19 protein-coding genes are annotated in these 22482 nt (G+C 68.3%); 12 read left to right on the top strand and 7 right to left on the bottom strand.

What is annotated here, in order from left to right:
* Positions 1–24 precede the first annotated feature (24 nt).
* Positions 25–1047: an FAD-dependent oxidoreductase gene (locus tag BLV94_RS27315; RefSeq protein ID WP_072942840.1), complete on the bottom strand. Its 1023-nt coding sequence runs from the start codon at positions 1045–1047 to the stop codon at positions 25–27.
* A gap of 55 nt (positions 1048–1102) precedes the next feature.
* On the opposite strand from BLV94_RS27315, the gene BLV94_RS27310 reads away from it, so the two are divergent.
* The 5 genes from BLV94_RS27310 (at position 1103) to BLV94_RS27285 (ending at position 9568) form a co-directional block, all read left to right on the top strand.
* Positions 1103–1651, top strand: a complete 549-nt coding sequence (locus BLV94_RS27310; protein ID WP_072942804.1) for a TetR/AcrR family transcriptional regulator — start codon at positions 1103–1105, stop codon at positions 1649–1651.
* A 306-nt stretch (positions 1652–1957) separates the two neighbouring features.
* Positions 1958–6556 carry a glutamate synthase large subunit gene (gltB, locus tag BLV94_RS27300; RefSeq protein WP_072942808.1) on the top strand — a complete coding sequence of 1533 codons (4599 nt, stop codon included), beginning with the start codon at positions 1958–1960 and terminating at the stop codon, positions 6554–6556.
* Positions 6549–8000 (top strand): glutamate synthase subunit beta, encoded by a 1452-nt coding sequence (locus tag BLV94_RS27295; RefSeq protein WP_072942810.1) that lies wholly within the window; start codon positions 6549–6551, stop codon positions 7998–8000. The genes gltB and BLV94_RS27295 overlap by 8 nt, the downstream gene beginning before the upstream one ends.
* 181 nt (positions 8001–8181) lie before the next feature.
* Positions 8182–9096 (top strand): cutinase family protein, encoded by a 915-nt coding sequence (locus BLV94_RS27290; protein WP_072942812.1) that lies wholly within the window; start codon positions 8182–8184, stop codon positions 9094–9096.
* Positions 9097–9118: 22 nt separating this feature from the next.
* Positions 9119–9568: an acyl-CoA thioesterase gene (locus BLV94_RS27285; protein ID WP_083395677.1), complete on the top strand. Its 450-nt coding sequence runs from the start codon at positions 9119–9121 to the stop codon at positions 9566–9568.
* A 93-nt stretch (positions 9569–9661) separates the two neighbouring features.
* Here BLV94_RS27285 and BLV94_RS27280 read toward each other — a convergent pair whose 3' ends face one another.
* Positions 9662–10570 carry an SDR family NAD(P)-dependent oxidoreductase gene (locus BLV94_RS27280; RefSeq protein ID WP_072942814.1) on the bottom strand — a complete coding sequence of 303 codons (909 nt, stop codon included), beginning with the start codon at positions 10568–10570 and terminating at the stop codon, positions 9662–9664.
* Between the two features lie 31 nt (positions 10571–10601).
* Between BLV94_RS27280 and BLV94_RS27275 the strand changes: the two genes are divergently transcribed.
* The 5 genes from BLV94_RS27275 (at position 10602) to BLV94_RS27255 (ending at position 15142) form a co-directional block, all read left to right on the top strand.
* A complete protein-coding gene (locus BLV94_RS27275; protein WP_072942815.1) occupies positions 10602–11099 on the top strand; it encodes a hypothetical protein in 498 nt (165 codons plus the stop codon).
* A 61-nt stretch (positions 11100–11160) separates the two neighbouring features.
* Positions 11161–11454, top strand: a complete 294-nt coding sequence (locus tag BLV94_RS27270) for a putative quinol monooxygenase (RefSeq protein WP_072942817.1) — start codon at positions 11161–11163, stop codon at positions 11452–11454.
* A gap of 11 nt (positions 11455–11465) precedes the next feature.
* The gene (locus BLV94_RS27265) at positions 11466–12167 is read left to right on the top strand and encodes a dienelactone hydrolase family protein (protein WP_072942819.1); all 702 of its coding nucleotides are present in this window, start codon (positions 11466–11468) and stop codon (positions 12165–12167) included.
* A gap of 232 nt (positions 12168–12399) precedes the next feature.
* Entirely contained in the window at positions 12400–13854 is a 1455-nt protein-coding gene (locus BLV94_RS27260; RefSeq protein ID WP_174705504.1) for a DUF7159 family protein, read from the top strand.
* Between the two features lie 70 nt (positions 13855–13924).
* Positions 13925–15142 carry a DUF7159 family protein gene (locus tag BLV94_RS27255; RefSeq protein ID WP_072942821.1) on the top strand — a complete coding sequence of 406 codons (1218 nt, stop codon included), beginning with the start codon at positions 13925–13927 and terminating at the stop codon, positions 15140–15142.
* Between the two features lie 16 nt (positions 15143–15158).
* On the opposite strand, the gene BLV94_RS27250 is transcribed toward BLV94_RS27255, so the two are convergent.
* From BLV94_RS27250 to lysX, 4 genes are read right to left on the bottom strand one after another with little or no spacing between them, the layout of a single operon-like run.
* Positions 15159–15758: a histidine phosphatase family protein gene (locus tag BLV94_RS27250; RefSeq protein WP_072942823.1), complete on the bottom strand. Its 600-nt coding sequence runs from the start codon at positions 15756–15758 to the stop codon at positions 15159–15161.
* Positions 15759–15763: 5 nt separating this feature from the next.
* Positions 15764–16582 carry an alpha/beta fold hydrolase gene (locus BLV94_RS27245; protein ID WP_072942825.1) on the bottom strand — a complete coding sequence of 273 codons (819 nt, stop codon included), beginning with the start codon at positions 16580–16582 and terminating at the stop codon, positions 15764–15766.
* 14 nt (positions 16583–16596) lie between these two features.
* Positions 16597–17277, bottom strand: coding sequence for a DUF998 domain-containing protein (locus BLV94_RS27240; protein WP_072942827.1), 681 nt, complete (start codon positions 17275–17277; stop codon positions 16597–16599).
* Positions 17274–20615 (bottom strand): bifunctional lysylphosphatidylglycerol synthetase/lysine--tRNA ligase LysX, encoded by a 3342-nt coding sequence (lysX, locus tag BLV94_RS27235; protein WP_072942829.1) that lies wholly within the window; start codon positions 20613–20615, stop codon positions 17274–17276. Before lysX ends, BLV94_RS27240 begins: the two co-directional genes overlap by 4 nt.
* Before the next feature lie 110 nt (positions 20616–20725).
* Between lysX and BLV94_RS27230 the strand changes: the two genes are divergently transcribed.
* Positions 20726–20953: an RNA-binding S4 domain-containing protein gene (locus BLV94_RS27230; protein WP_005263380.1), complete on the top strand. Its 228-nt coding sequence runs from the start codon at positions 20726–20728 to the stop codon at positions 20951–20953.
* Between the two features lie 155 nt (positions 20954–21108).
* Here BLV94_RS27230 and rraA read toward each other — a convergent pair whose 3' ends face one another.
* Positions 21109–21579, bottom strand: coding sequence for a ribonuclease E activity regulator RraA (rraA, locus tag BLV94_RS27225; RefSeq protein ID WP_005563989.1), 471 nt, complete (start codon positions 21577–21579; stop codon positions 21109–21111).
* Positions 21580–21620: 41 nt separating this feature from the next.
* On the opposite strand from rraA, the gene BLV94_RS27220 reads away from it, so the two are divergent.
* Positions 21621–22466, top strand: a complete 846-nt coding sequence (locus BLV94_RS27220) for an SDR family oxidoreductase (protein WP_072942831.1) — start codon at positions 21621–21623, stop codon at positions 22464–22466.
* The last annotated feature ends 16 nt before the right edge of the window (positions 22467–22482 follow it).

Genomic DNA, 22482 nt, shown 5'->3' with positions numbered 1-22482 from the left:
CGTTCCCGCGCCCCCGGATTCCGGTCAGGCCAGGCCCGCGGCCAGCCTCACCGTCAGATCGCGCAGCGGACGGAGGCGGCCGGTCATCGCGACGGCGGACATGGCGCGCGATCCACGCACCAGCCGCCGGGTCGCGGGCCGCCGCGTGCGGTCGTAGCGGCGCAGCGCGGTGTGAATGTCGGTGTCGGCGGTGAGGAATCGGCCGAGCGTGACGGCGTCGACGAGGGCCTCGCACGCGCCGCGGCCGAGGTTCGGCGCCATCGCGTGGGCGGCGTCGCCGAGTAGCGCCGTGGTGCCCGACACGTACGACGGGAGGGCCGGCGACTCGTACAGGTCGTGGTGGAGCATCGCGTCGGGGGTGGCCGCATCCAGTACTGCCCGCACGTCGGCGTGCCAGCTCCCGAACCGGGACCGGAGGAAGTCGAGGCCGCCGGGGTGCCCGGCGTCGGTGCGGATGCACGCGAACCAGTTGACGAGTTCGCCGTCGCGCGGGGTGATGCCGAAAAGTGCGTCTGTGTCCCAGGTTTCGCTGACTGTGTCGCGATGTCCGGGCACCCAGCCGCGCCAGGCGGTGGCTCCTACATACTGTGGCTCGAATTTCTCGCCGAACAGTTGCGTGCGGGTGGGGCTGCGCAGACCGTCCGCGCCGATCACGACGTCGCGGTCCGTCAGCGCGTCGAGGGTGGGAGCGGGGGTGCCGAACGAGATCATGCCGTCGGGCAGCGTCTCGGCGAGCGTGGCCAGCAGGGCGGGCCGCGACAGCAGGTAGGCGGTGCGGTCGCGGTTGTCGATGGTGCCGATCAGGGATCCGTCGGGGCGCAGGAGCGAGCCGCGGTGCTGCGGCGATCCCAGCGTGCGCACCCGATCGCCGGCGCCGATCGCGTCCAGCGCGTCGAGGGCCTGCGGCCACATGCCGAGTGCGGTGCCCGACGTGGGCAGGGTGTCGGCACGCTCGAAGACGTCGACGTGCCAGCCCGCGCGGGACAGGTAGCGGGCGACGGCGAGCCCGCCGATGCCGCCGCCGAGGACTGCTGCGGAGTGCGTCATGACCATCACGTTACTACGGGTGTAGTGAATTTACTACCGATGTAGTGTCGGTGTCATGGCAGACAAACGGGAGCAGGTGCTCGACGCCGCCATCGCGCTTCTCGGCACGAAGGGGGTACGGGCCCTCACGCACCGCGGCGTCGACGAACTGGCCGGAATGCCGCAGGGGTCCACGTCCAACTACTTCCGCAGCCGGGGCGCACTGCTCGAAGGGATCGTCACCCGGCTCGTCGAACGGGACCGGGAGGACTGGGAAAAGTTCGCGCATCTCCGCCCCGACAGCAAGCATGCGCTGGTCGACGCGCTGGTCGCGTTCGTGAGATTCTCCACCGGTCCGGACCGGGTCCGCACGGGCGCGCGATACGCGCTCTTCGTCGAGGCCTCCGTCACGCCGGGGCTCGACGCGAAGATCGGATCGGCACGGCGCGCCCTCGTGGAATGGGGCGCGGACATGCTGGAACTCGTGGGTTCGAAAAACCCCGCCTCGGACGCCGTCGTGATCACCGACTACCTGGACGGTCTCATCCTTCACCAGCTCACCGTCCCGGATCTCGATTTCGATCCGACTGCGGGAATTACAGCGGTCCTCGGCGCGCTCACTTAACATGTACTCAGTGCAGTCGGACGAGGTCCGCCCTCGACAATGCCCAGTTCAGAGGGTAAATAGGCCAACCTAAGTTGTGTTTCGTCAGGGGTTCTGAATTATCGTTTTCGTTACACGTTGGACCCACGAAAGTCCGACCCGACCGAAAAGCCACGTCGCCTGGTGCGAGGACCACACCCAGCGTGCTGCAAAAGGGCGATAGCCGATCGGTGGTGCCGAGCACGTCGTGACGGCACCTGCATTGCAAGTTGATGGCCATCAGCGCTGCTGGTCGTCGGTGCATCTTTTGGCATACGAAGGCTAGGTATGAAGCAACTTCCAGGCCCCCAGGGGCTGTATCACCCGTCGAACGAGCACGACTCCTGTGGTGTCGCGTTCGTCGTGGACATGAAGGGCCGCCGCAGCAGGGACATCGTCGAAAAGGCGATCACCGCGCTGGTGAACCTCGAGCACCGTGGTGCCGCGGGCTCCGAACCCAACACGGGTGACGGCGCCGGCATCCTCCTCCAGGTCCCGGACAAGTTCTTCCGCGCCGTGGTCGACTTTCCGCTGCCCGCGGAAGGCACGTATGCCACCGGCATCGCATTCCTGCCGCAGAGCAAGGCCGACGCGCAGCGCGCCGCCGAAGCCGTCGAGAAGATCGTCGAGAGCGAGGGCCTGAAGGTTCTCGGCTGGCGTGAGGTCGCGACCGACGACTCGTCGCTCGGCGCCCTGGCCCGCGACGCCATGCCGACGTTCCGGCAGATCTTCATCGGCAGCGAGAACAACGCCCTCACCGGCCTGGACCTCGAACGCCGCGCCTACGTCGTCCGTAAGCGCACCGAGCACGAACTGGGCAGTGAAGGCGCAGGCAAGGACGGCCCCGGTCGCGAGACCGTGTACTTCCCGAGCCTGTCGAGCCAGACGTTCGTCTACAAGGGCATGCTCACCACCCCGCAGCTCAAGGGTTTCTACCTGGACCTGCAGGACGAGCGCCTCGAGTCGGCCCTCGGCCTCGTGCACTCGCGCTTCTCCACCAACACGTTCCCGTCGTGGCCGCTGGCCCACCCGTTCCGGCGCGTGGCCCACAACGGTGAGATCAACACCGTCACCGGCAACGAGAACTGGATGCGTGCCCGTGAGGCGCTCATCGACAGCGACATCTTCGGCGGTCGCGATCAACTCGAGAAGATCTTCCCCGTCTGTACGAAGGGCGCCAGCGACACCGCGCGGTTCGACGAGGTGCTGGAGATGCTGCACCTCGGTGGCCGCAGCCTGCCGCACGCCGTGCTGATGATGATCCCGGAAGCGTGGGAACGGCACGAGAGCATGGACCCCGCACGCCGGGCGTTCTACCAGTACCACTCGTCGCTCATGGAGCCGTGGGACGGACCGGCGTCGGTGTGCTTCACCGACGGCACCGTCATCGGCGCCGTCCTGGATCGCAACGGCCTGCGCCCCTCGCGTCTCTGGGTCACCGACGACGACCTCGTCGTCATGGCCTCCGAGGTCGGCGTCCTGCCGATCGACCCCGCTACCGTCGTGAAGAAGATCCGGCTGCAGCCCGGCCGCATGTTCCTCGTCGACACCGCCGAGGGTCGCATCATCAGCGACGACGAGATCAAGTCGGAACTGGCCGCCGAGCACCCCTACCAGGAGTGGCTCGACCAGGGTCTGACCCACATGAACGACCTGCCGGACCGCCCGTACACCTACATGTCGCACGAGCGCGTCGTTCTGCGTCAGCAGATGTTCGGGTACACCAACGAAGAGGTCAACCTCCTCGTCAAGCCGATGGCGATCTCCGGTGCCGAGGCTCTCGGTTCCATGGGTACCGACACCCCGATCGCCGTGCTGTCCTCGCGGTCGCGGATGCTGTTCGACTACTTCTCGCAGCTGTTCGCGCAGGTCACGAACCCGCCGCTCGACGCCATCCGCGAGGAGGTCGTCACCAGCCTCGGCGGCACCATCGGCCCCGAGCACGACCTGCTGCACCCCACCGCGGAGTCCTGCCGGCAGATCTTCCTGCCGCAGCCGATCCTGCACAACGACGACCTGTCGAAGCTCATTCACGTCAACGACGACGGTGAATTCCCGAACTTCCGCAGCGTCATCGTCCGCGGTCTGTACCCGGTGGCCGAGGGCGGAGCGGGTCTGCGCAAGGCCCTCGACGACGTCCGCTACCAGGTGTCGGAGGCCATCGCCGGCGGTGCGCGCCTCGTCGTCCTGTCCGACCGTGAGTCGAACGAGACGTACGCGCCCATCCCGTCGCTGCTGCTGACCTCGGCCGTGCACCACCACCTGGTGCGTGAGAAGACCCGCACCAAGGTCGGCCTCATCGTCGAGGCCGGCGACGCCCGCGAGGTGCACCACATGGCGCTCCTCATCGGCTTCGGTGCGGCAGCGGTCAACCCGTACATGGCGTTCGAGACCGTCGACGAGGCGGTGCAGAACAACGAACTGCAGGGTGTCAGCCTCGACAAGGCCATCCAGAACTACATCAAGGCCGCGGGCAAGGGTGTGCTCAAGGTGATGTCCAAGATGGGCATCTCCACCCTCGCGTCCTACACCGGCGCCCAGCTGTTCCAGGTCATCGGCCTGTCGCAGGACCTGGTCGACGAGTACTTCACCGGCTTGCAGTCCAGCCTCGGCGGCATCGGTCTCGACCAGATCGCCGCCGACGTCGCGGTCCGCCACTCCAACGCGTACCTGGACCGTCCCGAGGAGCGCGCGCACCGCGAGCTCGAGGTGGGCGGCGAGTACCAGTGGCGTCGTGAGGGCGAGTACCACCTGTTCAACCCGGACACGGTGTTCAAGCTCCAGCACTCCACGCGCACCGGGCAGTACGAGGTGTTCAAGGAGTACACGAAGCTGGTCGACGACCAGTCCGAGCGCCTCGCAGCGTTGCGCGGCCTCTTCGAATTCAAGAAGGGTGTGCGCGAGCCCGTCCCGCTGGACGAGGTCGAGCCCGCCACCGAGATCGTCAAGCGCTTCTCGACCGGTGCGATGAGCTACGGCTCCATCTCCGCCGAGGCGCACGAGACGCTCGCGATCGCAATGAACCGCCTCGGCGGTCGTTCCAACTCCGGTGAGGGCGGCGAGAACCCGGCCCGCTTCACCCCGGACGAGAACGGCGACTGGCGGCGGTCCGCGATCAAGCAGGTTGCGTCGGGACGCTTCGGTGTCACCTCGCACTACCTGACCAACTGCACCGACATCCAGATCAAGATGGCGCAGGGAGCGAAGCCCGGTGAGGGCGGCCAGCTGCCGGCGCACAAGGTGTACCCGTGGGTGGCCGAGGTCCGGCATTCCACGCCCGGCGTCGGACTGATCTCGCCGCCGCCGCACCACGACATCTACTCGATCGAGGATCTCGCGCAGCTGATCCACGACCTGAAGAACGCCAACCCGCAGGCCCGGATCCACGTGAAGCTGGTGTCCGAGGTCGGTGTCGGCACCGTCGCCGCGGGTGTGTCCAAGGCACACGCGGACGTCGTGCTGATCTCCGGTCACGACGGTGGCACCGGCGCCACCCCGCTGACGTCGATGAAGCACGCGGGCGCCCCGTGGGAGCTCGGCCTCGCCGAGACCCAGCAGACGCTGCTGCTCAACGGTCTGCGCGACCGCATCGTCGTGCAGGTCGACGGCCAGCTCAAGACGGGCCGCGACGTCATGGTCGCCGCGCTGCTCGGTGGCGAGGAGTTCGGTTTCGCGACCGCCCCGCTGGTGGTGTCGGGTTGCATCATGATGCGGGTCTGCCACCTCGACACCTGCCCCGTGGGTGTCGCGACGCAGAACCCGGTGCTGCGCAAGCGGTTCAACGGCAAGCCGGAGTTCGTGGAGAACTTCTTCCTCTTCATCGCCGAAGAGGTGCGCGAGCTGCTGGCGGAGCTCGGCTTCCGCACCCTCGACGAGGCGGTCGGGCAGGTGGACGTCCTCGACACCACGAAGGCGCTCGAGCACTGGAAGGGCAGCAAGGCCGGTAACCTCGACCTGTCGCCGATCCTGCACGAGACCGAGTCGGCGTTCATGGACCAGGACCTGTACTGCACGGGCACCCAGGACCACGGCCTGGACAAGGCGCTCGACCAGCAGCTGATCGTCCAGAGCCGCAACGCTCTCGACAAGGGCGAGAAGGTCACGTTCGAGTCACCGATCACCAACGTCAACCGCACGGTCGGCACCATGCTCGGCCACGAGGTGACGAAGGCGTACGGCGGCGACGGACTGCCGGACAACACGATCGACATCACGTTCACCGGTTCGGCCGGTAACAGCTTCGGTGCGTTCGTCCCCAAGGGCATGACCCTGCGCCTGCACGGCGATGCCAACGACTTCGTCGGCAAGGGCCTGTCCGGTGGACGCCTCGTGGTGCGCCCGCCGCTGGAGACCGCGCCCGGGTTCGTCGCCGAGGACAACATCATCGGCGGCAACGTGATCCTGTTCGGTGCCACGAGCGGTGAGGCTCTGCTCCGCGGTGTGGTGGGCGAGCGATTCGCGGTCCGCAACTCCGGTGCCACCGCCGTCGTCGAAGGTGTCGGCGACCACGGTTGCGAGTACATGACCGGCGGAAAGGTCGTCATCCTCGGTGCGACGGGACGCAACTTCGGTGCCGGCATGTCCGGTGGCGTCGCGTACGTCTACAACCCGGACAAGGCGTTCGAGGACAACCTCAACACCGAACTGGTGGATCTCGAGGACCTGACGGGTGACGACTTCACCTGGCTGAAGTCCGCCATCGAGCGTCACCGCGACGAGACGGGCTCCGAGGTTGCCGCGCGCATCCTCTCCGACTGGTCGCAGCAGGTCAATCATTTCGCGAAGGTCATGCCCCGCGATTACAAGAAGGTGCTCTTGGCCATCGAGGCCGCGAAGAAGGATGGAAAGAACGTGGACGAGGCAGTGATGGAGGCAGCTCGTGGGTGATCCAAGCGGCTTCCTGAAGCACACGTCACGCGAGCTTCCGGTTCGCAGGCCGGTGCCGTTGCGTCTGCTCGACTGGAACGAGGTCTACGAGGAGTTCTCGTCGGACACCCTGAAGACTCAGGCCAGCCGGTGCATGGACTGCGGTATCCCGTTTTGCCACAACGGCTGTCCGCTGGGGAACCTGATTCCCGAGTGGAACGACCTGGTGTACAAGGACCGGTGGCACGACGGCATCGAGCGTCTGCACGCGACCAACAACTTCCCGGAGTTCACCGGGCGGCTGTGCCCCGCACCCTGTGAGGCGTCGTGCGTCCTGGGCATCAACCAGGACCCCGTCACCATCAAGCAGGTCGAGGTCGAGCTCATCGACCGCGCCTTCGACGAGGGCTGGGTCAAGCCGGTGCACCCGACGCGTTCGACGGGCAAGAAGGTCGCCGTCGTCGGTTCCGGTCCCGCGGGTCTCGCTGCAGCGCAGCAGCTGACGCGCGCCGGGCACATGGTCACCGTGTTCGAGCGGGCCGACCGCATCGGCGGGCTCCTGCGGTACGGCATCCCCGAGTTCAAGATGGAGAAGCGGCACATCGACCGCCGTCTGGACCAGATGAACTCCGAGGGCACCGTCTTCAAGACGGGTGTCAACGTGGGCGTCGACATCACCGCGGACGCACTGCGCGAGCAGTTCGACGCCGTGGTCCTGGCCGGCGGCGCCACCGAGGCCCGCGACCTGCCGATCCCCGGCCGCGAGCTGGACGGCATCCATCAGGCGATGGAGTTCCTGCCGATCGCCAACCGCGTGCAGCTCGGCGATCTGGAGCAGCCGACCATCACCGCGGAGGGCAAGAAGGTCGTCATCATCGGCGGCGGCGACACCGGCGCGGACTGCCTGGGCACCTCGCACCGTCAGGGTGCCGAGAGCGTTTACCAGTTCGAGATCATGCCGAGACCGCCCGAGACCCGCGCCGAGCACACCCCGTGGCCGACGTACCCGTTGATGTACCGCGTCGCGTCCGCTCACGAGGAAGGCGGCGAACGCCTCTTCTCCGTGAACACGGAACGGTTCGTCGGTGCCGACGGCAAGGTGACCGCACTGAAGGCCCACGAGGTCGAGATGAAGTCGGGTCGCTTCGAGAAGGTCGAGGGCTCGGACTTCGAGCTCGAAGCCGACCTCGTCCTGCTGGCGATGGGCTTCGTCGGACCCGAGAAGCCGGGCCTGCTCACCGATCTCGGCGTCGACCTCAACGAGCGCGGCAACGTCGCCCGCTCCGCGAAGTGGGCCACCAACGTCGACGGCGTGTTCGTGGCCGGCGACATGGGACGCGGACAGTCGCTGATCGTGTGGGCCATCGCCGAGGGTCGCTCCGCGGCCGCAGCGGTCGATGCGTACCTCGAGGGCAAGACGGCGCTGCCGTCTCCGATCGAGCCCACCACCGCCCCGCAGCGGTAGCTGTAACCGCCAGTTCAATCCGCACCCCGGTAGGTTTTCCTACCGGGGTGCCGGATTATCGTGCGGGGGTCACGTTCGGTCGGTAACGTTCATTTACCGATCGTGCATCTTTAGGTCACGTCGTCCTGGCAGCATCCCGTCTGCCGGACGGCGAAGGGGAGAACAGGTTGATGCCATGGCAATGAGACGGGTTATCGCATTCTTGACCGCAGTGGCCGCTGCCGCGGCCATCCCGGTGGCGTCGGGGGTGATGGGTACGAGCGCAGTAGCCACCGCGGACCCCTGCCCGAGCCTGTACGTGGTCGCCATTCCGGGGACGTGGGAAACGTCCACCAACGCCAATGTCAGGCCGACTCCGGGTCTGCTGTCCGCGGTGACGAACGGCCTGCCGTCGTCGATCCGCACCGACTACGTCACGTACGCCGCCACGGCCTTCCCGTGGGAGTCGGACGTGTACGGGCGCTCGAAGGCGCAGGCGGTCACCAATGCCAAGGGCATGCTGTCGTCGATGTCGCAGCAGTGCCCCGATACCAAGCTGTCGATCATCGGCTACAGCCAGGGCGCCGACGCCGCGGGTGATCTCGCCGCCGAGATCGGCACCGGACTCGGTGTAGTCCCGGCCGACAAGATCGCGGCCGTCGGACTCGTCTCCGATCCGCGGCGGTCGCCGACCGACGCCCTCGTCGGCCCCGCCGTCGCCGGCAGCGGCGCCGGTGGTCCCCGCATCGGCGGGTTCGGCTGGGTCAGCCAGAACACACGCACCTTCTGCGCGTACGGCGACCTGTACTGCTCCACGCCGAAGGAAGACTTCGTGACGCGGCTCGCCGGGTTCCTCGCGCAGACGTCGGATCCGACGCCGAACCTGTTCGGCCGCTACCAGCAGGAAGCGCTCGCGATCTGGAACGACATCCTCGCGGTCGGCGGTGTGCCCGCGCTGATGGCTCAGCTGGACGAGCAGCACAACGAGAAGCGGATCGACGAGCTGGAGCAGTTCTACAAGTCGCAGGCCCACCAGGACTACACCAGCTACGCGGTCGACGGTTCGGGTACGCCGGCCACCACGTGGCTGAGGAACTGGTTGCGCGACAGCGCGTGAGTTCCACCGACGGCGGCAGGGGATGATGTCCATCGTGACCGACTCCCCTGCCGCCGTCGTCGGCTACGACGCCTTCGTGACCGTCCGGTGGTCCGACATGGACGCCTTTCAGCACATCAACCATGCGCGGATGGTGACGTTGCTCGAAGAGGCCCGGATCGACTGGCTGCTCAGCGAGGGCAGCGAGAACTCGTCGCTCATCACGAGCGCGTTCATCGCCGACATCCACGTGCGGTACCGGGGACAGTTGCGGCATTCCGACAGTCCGCTCCGGGTCACGATGTGGATCGCGAAGCACCGGGCCGTCGACTTCACCATCGGCTACGAGGTCCGGGGCGCGCGTACGCCGATCACCGACCCGCCCGCCGTCACCGCGACCACGCAGATGGCCGTTGCGGATGTCGACGCCCAGCGGCTACGCCGCATCACTCCCACCGAGCGCGAGTACCTGGCCCGCTGGTCCCGTACGTGAGCGGCAAAGTGTGTTCCGGCACGCTTTCCCACTCACGTGCGGAAGTCGTCGGGGGCCGGCCGGGTGCAGGCGCCCACCCCCTGACGTCTCGGATCAGCCGAGGTCGAGGCGGGCGCCGAGCCGCATGCTGCCCGGGGTGAGGCGGCTCAGCAGGCGCCCGAACTTGGCCTCGGGCGTGACGGGGACGACGGCCTTGTTGGACTTGACGGCCTTCACGATCTGGGTCGCCACCCGGTCGGGGGTGAAACCGCGTTTGCGATAGAGCTTGTCGGTCCGGTCGCGCATCTTCGCCTGCTCCTCCGGGGTGGCGCCGGCGAAGTCGGTGGCCTGGATGATGTTGGTGTGGACGAGTCCCGGGCAGATGGCGCTGACGCCGATGCCGTGATTCACCAATTCCGCTCGGAGACAGTCCGACAGCATGAACACCGCGGCCTTGCTCGTCGCGTACGCCGTGAGTCGCTTCTGCGGCGTGAACGCCGCGGCGGACGACAGGTTCACGATGTGCCCGCCGGTTCCGCGTTCGATCATCTGCTCGGCGAACGCGCGGGAACCGTAGACGACTCCCCAGAAGTTCACGTCCATCACCCGTTCGAAGTCCTTCTGTGGCGTCTGCGTGAACGTGCCCGAGTATCCGATTCCGGCGTTGTTGATCACGACGTCGGGGGTGCCGTGCTCGGCCTGCACCGTCTCCGCGAAGCGCTGCACCTCGTCCTCCACCGCGACGTCCACCTGATACGCGTGGGAGCCGCCACCGAAGATGGCGACGGCGCCGCCGCCCTTCATCTGGGCGGAGTTGATGAGATCGGAGGTCTGCTGCGCGGATTCGAGATCGCGATCGGCGACCACCACCACCGCGCCCTCGGACGCGAACGCCAGCGCGGTCTCGCGCCCGATCCCGCTGCCGCCGCCGGTGACGACGACGAGGGTGCCGTCGAGATCCCGCAGGCGGTGATGCTTCCGTGCACCGCTGCGCCAGCCCCTGAATTCGCCGAGAAGACTCATGTGACCATCTTGTCCGAGTACGGTCGTTCGTGTGCTGATCTGGTACGTCAGCTATGGATCGAACATGGCTGCGACGCGTCTGACCTGCTACCTGAGTGGTGGGCGCCCGGCCGGGGGCAACCTCGTGCACGCGGGCGCCCGCGACGCGCGTGCTCCACGGGCGTCGATGCCGGTGGTGATACCCGGCACGGTGTTCTTCGCGGGAGAGTCGCGGATCTGGGGCGGCGGCCGCGCGTTCTACGACCCCGACGCGCCCGGCACCGTCGCGGCCCGCGCCTTCCTGGTGACGCGGGAACAGTTCGAGGACATTCACGCGCAGGAACCCGCCTGCTACGACCGCCTGGTCACACTCGGATCCCGCAACGGCGTCCCCATGTGCACGTTCACCACCCGCGCCCGCGGCGACGTCGTCGCCAGGAACGCGCCCGCGCCCGCCTATCTCGCGACCATCGCGGACGGTCTCCGCGAGGCGCACGGCTGGGACGAACCGAAGGTCGCCGATTATTTGACGCGACTTCGGGTTTCCTAGCCGACCCAACTGTGCTTACGTGAGACGGGCCACACGAGGTGGCGTTCACGAAAGGGAGTCGATGTCCGATCTGCATGTCGTAGCGACCATTCCTGCCAAGCCCGGCTCCGAGGACATTGTCGGCGGCGGACTGTCCGCGCTGGCCGCGGAGAGCCGCAAGGAAGAGGGCTGCATCTCGTACGAGGTCTTCGAATCAGCCGCGGTCGCGGGAACCTTCGTCACCGTGGAGGTGTGGACCGGCCAGGAGGCGCTCGACGCGCACATGCAGTCGCCGCACTTCCAGGCCGCGCTCGGGAAGTTCGGTGAGCACCTCGCCGGGGCACCGGGAATCCACCCGCTGAAACCGGTTTCCTAGAGTCGTATTTCGTGACCACACCACTCACCGTCATTGCCCCCGAAGGTCCGGCCCGCGGCGGCGTCGTCGTCATCCAGGAGGCGTTCGGCGTCACCGATCACATCGTCGACGTCTGCCGTCGTTTCGCCTCGGCCGGGTATCACGCCGTCGCGCCGCACCTGTTTCACCGCAGCGGCGATCCGGTGCTGAACTACGACGACCTTCAGGCGGCGATGCCGCTGATGGGTGAGCTCACCGCGGCGAACATCGACGAGGACGTCGACGGGGCCGTCGCGGCTCTGTCGGCGGCCTCGATCGACCCGTCGAACACCGCGATCGTCGGGTTCTGCATGGGCGGGACGGTCGCGTTCCACACGGCGACACGGCTCGAGCTCGGGGCGGCGGTGAGTTTCTACGGCGGTGGCATCGCGAAGGGGCGGTTCGGGTATCCGACGCAACTCGACGCCGCCGGCCTGCTGCGAACGCCGTGGCTGGGCCTGTTCGGTGACCGCGACAAGGGGATCCCGGCCGAGGAGGTCGAGGAGTTGCGCACCGCCGTCGCGCACGCCCCGGTGGACACGGAGATCGTCCGCTACCCCGAGGCCGAGCACGGCTTCCACTGCGACGACCGGCCCGCCGTGTACAACGAGGCGGCCGCCCGGGACGGATGGGCGCGAACCCTGCAGTGGTTCGGCACCCACGTCGACGGCACACGAACAGCCGGAACCGACTGACTGTGGCCGAATCCCCTCGGGTGGACGGAAACGCGATATTCGTCCACCAACGAGACACGTCACGGCGTGTTGCGTTCACCGCGTTTCGGGCGTTGCATTTCCGCAGGTTTCGACGCCGACGGGTCGCCGGGAATACGATGTGCGTCACAGGAGTACGTCGAAAACCCGCCTGACGTGGCCTCCGATCTCCTTCCTGCGCGAGACCCGTAACCGAACCGTTATAGTCGGCGGCATGACTTCAGTTCTCGGTGTATCCGTCGGCGCCAGCGCGGTGCGCTTCGCGTGCCACGACGCCGTGAGCCTCGAAACCCCGACCTTCCAATCGCGGTCGGTGACCGCAACACTCGAACGGCCGGCGGAGCTCGCCGCCGAATCCATCGGGACGGTGCTCGCCGAGCGGGACGAGACCGACGTGGTGGAGGCCATCGGCGTCGCGTACCAGGACGACGCGCAGGCCGGTGCCATGCAGGCTGCGATGGCCCGGCTGCAGATCGGCAACTTCCAACTGGTCCCCGAAGTCACGGCCGCGCTGCAGATGCTGGAGATGTCCGGGGAACTCGGCGACCACTCGACGCTCGTGTTCTACGACCTCGGCAGTTCGGGTCTCACCGTCACCGTCCTCGACCGCGACACCGGCATGGTGCTCAGCAGTGCGCGCTCGGATCAGATCAGCGGCGACCTCGTCGACCGGCTGATCTGCGACAACCAACTCGAACTGCACCGCTTCGCGCATCCCGCCGACGCTGCGGCCGCCTTCGCGCTCGCCGCGCGGTGCCGCGACGCGAAAGAGCAGCTGTCCACGAACGGCGCGGTGTGCATGCCGGGCGAGGGGGGTCTGCTGCTCCTGTCGCAGGACAGCTTCGATTCGCTCATCGTGGGCCCCGTCGAGACCTCGGCGCGCCTCACCCGCGAGGTCATCCGCCGATCGGGACGCGCCCCCGACGCCGCGGTGCTGATCGGCGGCGGCGCGCACATTCCGTTGGTCGCGTCGGTGATGGAGTCCTGGCTCGATCTTCCCGTGATCGTCCCCGCGCAACCCGAATTGGTGGCGGCGGAGGGTGCGGCCCTGCTGGCGCTCCCGACGTTCGACGAGTTCGTGGCACCCCTGCCCCAGCCGGTGCCGGAGCACGAACCTGAGCTGGAGCTGGAACCCGAGACGCAGGCCCTGTGGCATTCGTCCTCGCACTCGTACTCGGACGAGGCGATCGCACCGGCCCGGAAGCGTCGTGGCCTCGTCCTCGCCGGCGTTGCCGTGGTCGCCGCGGTCGGTCTCGGACTCGGCTTCGGCACCGACCTTCTGCAGGGTTCGGAGGAGGACGCCCAGCCGGCCGTCACACAGGCGACGACGGAGGCGCCCGCCGCGCAACAGGCCGCACCGCCGCAGTCCACGACGACCGCGGAAGTGCCCCCGCCGGTGGAGGCGGCTCCGTCGGTCGTCGACGAGCAGCCGGTGATCCCGCCGCAGACCGAGGTGCGCAGCACGTATCAGCCACGGACGCAGACGCGGACGCAGAGTCCGACGCAGGCGCCGGTCGCCCCCGATACGCAGAGTGTCGCGCCGACCGACACGTCGGCTCCGCCGACGACGACGGAACCCGCTCCGCTGATCCCGGGTCTGCCGCAGTTCCAGATGCCGACGATTCCGCCGCCCGCACCGCTGGAATTGCCGCGGATCCCCGGGCTCTGAGCCGAATAACGACGGCGGTCGCAGTGAGGCCCCGGCACGCCTGTCGTGACCAAACCGTTATAGTCTTTCCATGGTTTCAGTTCTCGGTGTATCCGTCGGTGCCAGCGCGGTGCGCGTGGCGTACCCGGACGACGAGGGGGCCGTATTCCGGTCATTTCCCGTGGATTCGGCCCACACCCAACCGGAATTGCTGGTTGCCGACTCCATCGAAACGGTGATGGCCGAGCGCTCCGCCGACGACGACGTGCAGGTCTTCGGTGTCGCGTATCGGGACGAGGCGCAGGCCGCTGCCGTGGAGGCCGCGATCGACTGCCATCTGGTCCCGGAAGTGACTGCGGCGCTCTGGATGCTCGAGGCGTCGGGACAGCTCGGCGACCATTCGACGCTCGCGTTCTACGACCTCGGCAGTTCCGGCCTCACCGTCACCGTGGTCGACCGATTCACCGGTGCGGTGCTCTCGTCGGCGCGTACCGACGAGATCAGCGGCGACGGGATCGATCGCTTGATCCGCGACCACCAGCTCGAGCAGGAACGCATTGCCCACCCGGTCGACGAGGCCGCGGATTGGGCGCTCACCGAACGCTGCCGGCGGGCCAAGGAGGAACTGTCGACCAACACCGCGGTCTGCGTACCCGGCGACGGCGGTCTGCTGCTGCTCTCGCAGGACAATCTCGATTCGCTCATCGTCCGTCCCGTCGAGGCGTCGGCGCGTCTGGCCCGCGAGGTGATCGAATCGTCCGGGCGTGGTGCCGACGCGGTGGTTCTGATCGGGGGCGGCGCGCATATCCCGCTGGTCGCGTCCCTGATGGAATCGTGGCTCGCGCTCCCCGTGATCGTGCCGGTGCAGCCCGAACTGGTGGCCGCGGAAGGCGCTGCGCTGCTGGCACAGGACCGCGCGGACTCTTCGGACCGCGGCGGCGCCGAGAGGTTCGCCAAACCCGTGATCCGCGGTGGTGCGCTGGCAGGCGGTGCGCTGGCCGTCGTCGCCGTGATCGGTCTCGGTCTCGGCTTCGGTGGTAGCCAGAGCTCCGACGGTGACGCACGTCCGGTCGCCACTCAGCCGAGCTCCGAGGAGACGTCACCGTCGCCCGCGCCGTCACCGGCGGCGCCACCGCCGGCCGCGGTGTCGATTCCGGAGCCGGCCCAGCAGGAGGCGAGCGTGCCGGAACCTGCGCCCGCACCGGCCCCCGCCCCGCGACCCCTCATTCCCGGTCTGCCGCAGATTCAGCTGCCGACCCTCCCGCCGCCCCCGCCGCTTCCTCCGCTGCCCCGGATTCCCGGCCTCTAGCGGATCGGAGCGGGTTCTACCGACGCAGCATGTCCCGGACGTGGCCGGTCTCGTTGACCGACGCCACCCGTCGCTCACCGCTGCGGGAGACGAGCACCCGCGTCACGGACACGTATTCGATCGGGAACACGAGGGGCCGGTCGAGGCCGAGAAGCTCCTGCAGGAACACGTTGATGACGCCGCCGTGGGCGAACACCGCGACGGTGTCCTCGTGACCGGACTCCTCGACGATGCGGCCGAGGGATTCGAACACCCTGGTGCGGAACGCGTCGGCGTCGACGGACTTCGGGAACTCGCCTGCCCGGATGCGGGCGTAGGCCTCCGGCGCGTGAGCTTCCGCCTCGTGGAACGGGATGTAGTGGTCGAGGTCGTAGTCGTATTCCGCGAGCCCGACGTACTCGGTGACGGGAAGGTTGAGCGCCTCGGCGACCGGCGCCGCCGTCTCGAGTGCGCGGCGTTGCGGGCTGCTCACGATCCGGGCGATGCGGTACGGGGCCAGAGCGGCGGGCAGCCGCTTGGCCTGCGCGTGACCTTCCTCGGTCAGTGCGGGGTCTGCGCGCCCGCCGGACGTGGTGACGAGCTCGGGCAGCGCGTGGCGGATCAATAGCAGTTGCACGCAGCTCAGCTTGCCAGCTCCCGCACCAACGCCGCGATCTGGCCGGGCTGATCGATCATCGCGTGGTGGTGCGCGGGTCGCACGACGCGGAACGCGGCGCCGAGGAATTGCGCGAACTGCCTTTGCGTGCGGATCCACGCCGACCCCCAGGGCGTCGTGCGGCCGGTGTGGGCGGCGGCCACGACGACGGGCGCCGTGATCGTCGTGGTCTCGCGCAGTGCGGCCAGTTCCTGGGCCAGCGCCGGGTACGACGCGTTCTCGACGATCGAGGATTCGAGGTAGGCGGGCTCGCGGTAGATTCGCTCGACCCACTGGCGGGTGTCCGGGGCGAACCCGTCGGGTGGTGTCGAATGGTTCAGGATCCGGCGGACCGTGGGGCCGAGGAGTTTCTGCAGTCCCACCGCGCTGGCCGCCCGGGCCACCCGCCTGCCTGCCGTGACGCGCCACCGGGTCGGGATCACGCGGTGCGGGCGGGTGGTGACGGTGGCGTCGAGCAGGATCACGCCGCCGGTTCGCTCGGGGTACAGCCGCGCGAACGCCTCGACGTAGATGCCGCCGAGCGAGTGGCCGACGAGCACGGCCGGGGTGGTCACCCGAAGCGCGTCGAGGACGCCGGCGATTCTGTCGGCCTCGCCACGAGCGGACGGCCGATCGCCGGAGGGGGGACTGAGTCCGTATCCGGGTCGATCGATCCGTACGACGAGGCAGATCCCGGACAGCAGTCTCACTACCTCGTCCCAGTCGAACCAGTTCCCGCCGAGGCCGCCGTAGAGGACGACGGGTGGGCCGTCGCCGTCGACGACCACATGCACTCCCGCCACCATTTCCCCAGGACGTTTCACGTGGAACCATCCCTTTCCGGGGTGACGTGAATCACGCTGAGCGCCACGAAGATCAGCCAACCGCAAAACGCGAGCAGTTGGACGCGCTGGCCGAGTCCGAGCCAGGCGTCCTGTTGGCCGCGCAACCCGGCGGCCGTCAGGGTCCACACCGTGCCCCCGACGAACACCGTCGCCACGGCCACGCCGGTAATTTTCAACCACGTCGGCCAGCGGTAGCGGAACGCGGCCAACAGGAACGCCAGGCACGACACCACGGCTCCCGTCGACGCGGACGCGCTGGTCATGGCGTGTAGATCATGGGTGAGGGGCAGGTGTCCGCCGGCCTCACGCGCGGCGCAGACGGGGTCGTTGGTGGCCGCGCAACTCATCGGCAGGCGCGAATCCGCGACGGTCGCGAATGCGAACACGATCAGTGCGATCCACCCGACCGCCGTCACCCAGCCCTGCGAGTACCGCGACAGTCCGAGGACCCCGGCCACGGCGACGATACATCCGGTCAGCAGGTCGCCGGTGCGGAACCAGAATCCGTAGGGCTGGTCCGCGGCGGCGAGTTCGCTCGCGAACCCCCGCAGCGGATCGATGCCGGTGTCGAGGACGAATTCGAGCAGCCACGACGCGTAGCCCACGGCGCCGAGGATCAGCAGAGCCGCGACGGCCACCCGGCCACGGGCGGTCATTGCCTCGGCTTGGCCAGGGGGAAGGCGAGGGTTTCGCGGATGCTGCCGCCGGTGATGAGCATGACCACCCGGTCGACGCCCATGCCGAGCCCACCGGTCGGGGGCATGGCGTGCTCGAGGGCCTGCAGGAAGTCCTCGTCGAGTTCCATCGCCTCCTCGTCGCCGCCGGCCGCGAGCATCGACTGCTCGGTGAGCCGGTTCCGCTGATCCACCGGGTCGGTGAGTTCGCTGTACGCGGTGCCGAGTTCGATGCCCCACGCGACGAGGTCCCACTTCGCGGCGACCCCCGGGATCGTGGGATGCGGCCGCGTCAGCGGTGACATCGACGTCGGGAAGTTGGTGTAGAACGTGGGAAACTCGGTGTAGTCCTCCACCAGGTGCTCGTACATTTCCTGCGCCACGGCGCCGGCGTCCCACGCCGACTGGTACGGGATCTCGTGTTCGTCGCACAGTCGCTGCAGTTCCGCGAGCGGCGTCTCGGGGGAGACGTCGACGCCGAGTTTCTCGGCGACGGCCTGGTGCATCGTCTTGACGGGCCATTCGCCGGAGATGTCGACCTCCACCAGCGCGCCGTCGGGGCCCGGCCGCATGATGATCTCGCGTCCGTACGCCGCGACCGCCGCCGTCTGGATGAGCTCTCGGCACAGGACCATCATCTTCTCGTAGTCGCTGTGCGCCTCGTACGCCTCGAGGATCGTGAATTCCGGGTTGTGCTTGAAATCGACGCCCTCGTTGCGGAAGACGCGGCCGATCTCGAACACCTTCTCCATGCCTGCGACGCACAGCCGCTTGAGGTACAACTCCGGCGCGATCCGCAGGTACAGATCCAGGTTGTAGGCGTTGATGTGGGTGAGGAACGGGGCCGCGTTGGCGCCGCCGTGCACCTGCTGCAGGATCGGGGTCTCCACCTCGAGGAAGCCGCGGCCGCCGAGCGAATCGCGCAGCGACTTCACGACGGCGCTGCGGGCCTCGAGCAGGCGGCGGGCGTCGGAGTTGATGGCGAGGTCCACGTACCGCTGCCGCACCCGGGTTTCCGGGTCGGACAGGCCCTTCCACTTGTCGGGCAGGGGGTGCAGGCACTTGCCGGTCATGCGCCACTCGTTCGCGAGCAGCGACAGCGCACCACGACGGCTGTATCCGATGACGCCGGCGACCTCGATGAGGTCACCGAGGTCGAATTCGGCGGCGAACGCCCGGATTCGATCGGTACCCACCCGTGCCTCGTCGACGAGGATCTGGATGTCGCCGGACCAGTCCCGGACCACCGCGAACACGACGCCGCCGTAGTCGCGGATCCGGAGCAGGCGGCCGGCGATGCGGACGGTGGTCCCCTCCGGCGACTCCACGGCCTCGGTCACCGTGTGGGAGGGCGGATATGCGACCGGGTACGGGTCGATGCCCTGTTCCGCGAGGCCGGCCAACTTGTCGAGCCGGACGCGGACCTGTTCGGGACGCTTCGGTCCGGTCGCCGTCGGCGCGAGCCCCTCGCCGGGTGCGCTGCCGTCGGAGTGAAGTCCCTCGGCGGCGACGAGTGCGGCGGGGACCGCGGCGTGGTGGCCGGTGTGCGCGATGGCGTCGTGGGTTCCGGAACGGCCGAACCGGGGCAACGTCACGAATCCTTCCGCGACGGCCGAGGCGAAGCCGACGCGCAGCAATTGCCGGTTGTCCTCGAAGCAGAGGAACCGCGGCACCCACTCCGGCTGGTACTTCACGTTGGACCGGTAGAGCGCCTCGAGCTGCCACCAGCGGGAGAAGAACACGAGGATCGAGCGCCAGATCCGCAGGATGGGTCCGGCACCGATGCGGGAACCCTCCTCGAAGACCGAGCGGAACACCGCGAAGTTCAGCGACACCCTGGTGATGCCGAATTGGTCGGAGGTGGTGGCCAGTTCGGACACCATCAGCTCGACCACGCCGTTCGGGGAGGTCGGCTTGCGGCGCATCAGGTCGAGGGAGACGCCCGTGGGCCCCCACGGAACCAGCGACAGGATGCCGTCGATTTCGCCGTCCTCGGCGATGGCCTCCACGAGCAGGCAGTCGCCGTCGAGGCGGTCACCGAGCCGGCCGAGAGCCATCGAGAAGCCGCGCTCGGTATCGGTGTCGCGCCAGGCGTCCGCGAGCCGGATGGCCTCGGCCATCTCCTCGGGGGGAACGTCGCGGTGCCTGCGGATCCGGACGGTGACGCCCTGGCGGCGGACCCGGGTGACGGCCTGGCGGACCTGCCGCATGTCGCGTCCGCTGAGGTTGAACTCGCGGGTGCGGAGGATCGCTTCGTCGCCGAGTTGGAGGACGGTGAGACCGGCCTTGTTGTAGGCGGTGGCCCCGGTCTCGCTGGCGCCCATCACGGCGGTGGCCCAACCGTATTGGGACGCGAGCGCCTGCCACGCCTCGATCGCGTGCGGCCACGCCTCCGGATCGCCGATCGGATCGCCACTGGCCAGGCACACGCCCAGTTCGACACGGTACGTGATGGCCGCTTTCCCGCTGGGGGCGAACACGACGGCCTTGTCGCGGCGGGTGGCGAAGTAGCCGAGGGAGTCGTCGGCGCCGCACTGCAACAGCAGTCCGCGCAACGCCGATTCGTCGTTGCCGGTGAGCGCGTTGTGGGAGCGCTGGGCGCGGAACAGGGTGATGACGGCGGCGAGGAGGGCGATCGCGCCGAACAGGCCGAGGAGCGTGTTGACGAATCCGTGTGGTCGACCGCTGAACTGTTCGTTGTCGGCGGCGGCGAGCGCGGTCACGCGGTTGAGCGCCCACAGGAAACGCTCGCCCTGCGGCAGCGTGCCGGGGAACAATTCGACGAGTCCCCACCCGACGAGGGTGCCGATGGCGAGTCCGACGATGAGCACGCCCAGCGCTTTCCAGCCTGCACCGCGCCGGACCCGGGTGTAGAACTCGGGCCGGGCCGCGATCAGGATTCCGATCAGCACCACCTGGACCACGGCGGCGACCATCGCGTTCACGTTCCGGTCGGTGATGCTCACGATCACGTTGGTGATCAGGATCAGAGTCAGATAGATCGTCAGCAGCCACCAGGCGATGCGCTTGCGGCTCGCCAGCGCCGCCGCGAGCAGCGCGACCACCAGCGCCCACGACAGGCTGGTGTCGGGAGCGTCGAAGTAGTAGGTGTCGACGTACTCCCGCGGCACGTGCACGTAGTAGCGCAGTACCGGCGAGATGCTCCACAGGAATACGAGCACCGAGAAGACGCCCAGGATCAGTCCCGCGATGTGGGGAACCTGGTGCAGGCGCCCGTTCTTCGAGCCGAGTGCGGGTCGGGGCCGTGGTGCGGTGAGGTCGGCCTCGGACGCGTGGTGTGTCTCGGTGCTAGCTGACATCGAGCGTTTCCTTCCCGGCAAGAGATACGTACCGATCACGGGAGACAGATGTTCCAGTGTTCAGTGTGAGCCGTTGGGCCGCGATTTGGGTGAAGAGGGAAGATAGAGGCATGTCCGACATTCACGACGCCGTGCCGATCCGCGACGAATCCATCCGTCTCGGCCAATTCCTGAAGCTCGCCAACCTCATCGAGTCGGGGGCCGAGGCGAAGGAAGTGATCGCCGACGGACTCGTGTCGGTGAACGGTGAGGTCGAGGTGCGGCGGGGTCGGCAGTTGCGGGACGGGGACGTCGTGGAGATCGGTGGGATGACGGCTCGGGTGAGTTCTCAGTCCTGACGGCTCGCGGTCGCGAACCGCTGCAGGAACAGTGCGTCGGCGACGGAACCCGACGCGAGACAGGCACATTCGAGCGCGGCGGGGCCGGTCCGGCACGCCTCGCGGCGGGTCGGTCCCGATGGGGACCGATCCCGCCGCTCAGGTTCCCGGCGGGATCAGCGGACGACGACGCCGTCCTGATCGCTGTACACGGTCTCGCCGGGGTTGAACGTCACGCCGCCGATCTCGATCGGGACGTTCTTCTCACCGGAGCCGGTCTGGGTGCTCTTGCGGGGGTTGGTGCCGAGTGCCTTGACGCCGATGTCCAGGGTCTTCAGGATCGCCGAGTCGCGGACCGCGCCGTTGACGATCACGCCGGCCCAGCCGTTGTCGACGCCGCGGCCGGCGATGATGTCGCCGACCAGGGCGGTGTGGATGCTGGCGTCGCCGTCGACCACGAGGACGCCGCCGTTGCCGGGCTCGCCGAGGGTCTGCTTGACCAGCAGGTTGTCCTGGAAGCACTTGATGGTGGTGATGGGGCCGGAGAACACTTCACGGCCGCCGAACTGGATGAACTGCGTGTCGCAGCTCCGGATGTCGGGTCCGATCTCGTCTGCCAGGTCAGCGGTTGCCACGGGTTCAGTCATACGCGCCAGGATAGAGGGCCGGCGCTGGGAGAATTCGGGCCATGACCATCGCAGTGACAGGAGCCACCGGGTCCATCGGCGGCAAGGTGCTCGAGCGGCTCGGCGGCGGCGCCGGTGTGCGGCTGATCGGGCGGAACGCGCAGCGGCTGGGGCCACTGGCCGAGCATTTCGACTCCGGGTTCGCCCTGGCCACCTACGCCGACGGTCCGGCGATGACGGCCGCGCTGGACGGCGTCCGGTTGCTGTTCCTCGTCTCGGGTCACGAGAGCGCGACCCGGCGCGAAGAGCACCGCACCACCGTGGACGCGGCCCGTGCCGCCGGGGTGGAGCGGATCGTCTACCTGTCGTTTCTGGGTGCGGCGCCCGAGTGCACGTTCACGTTCGGCCGCGACCACTACTTCACAGAGCAGCACATCCGGGAGAGCGGCCTGAAGTTCACGTTCCTGCAGGACGGCTGGTATCAGTCGATGATCCCGCTGATGGCCGACGATCAGGGAGTCATCCGGGGACCCGCGGGGAACGGCCGGGTGAGCGCGGTGGCGCCCGACGACGTCGCCGACGCCGTGACGGCCGTCCTCACCACCGGTAACGGCGACCACGACGGCGTCACCTACCGACTGACGGGACCGGACGCGTTCACCCTCACCGAGGCCGCGGAGACGATCACGAGGGTGACCGGACGTTCGGTGCGTTTCGAGAACGAGACCCTGGACGAGGCGTACGCGTCCCGGGCCCACTACGGGGCGCCGGAATTCGAGGTCGCAGGGTGGGTGACCTCGTACGCAGCGATCGCGGCCGGCGAGTTGGCGGTGGTGACGGGCGACGTCGAGGCGCTCACCGGGCGCCCGCCGCAGACCTTCGCCGACTACCTTTACAGCTACACTTGACCCGTCCTGGCATAGC

The organism is Rhodococcus koreensis (assembly GCF_900105905.1).
Classification (GTDB): Bacteria; Actinomycetota; Actinomycetes; order Mycobacteriales; family Mycobacteriaceae; genus Rhodococcus_F; species Rhodococcus_F koreensis.
The sequence above is the reverse complement of the archived record's forward strand: the minus strand, read 5'-3'. Positions and strand labels throughout refer to the sequence as shown.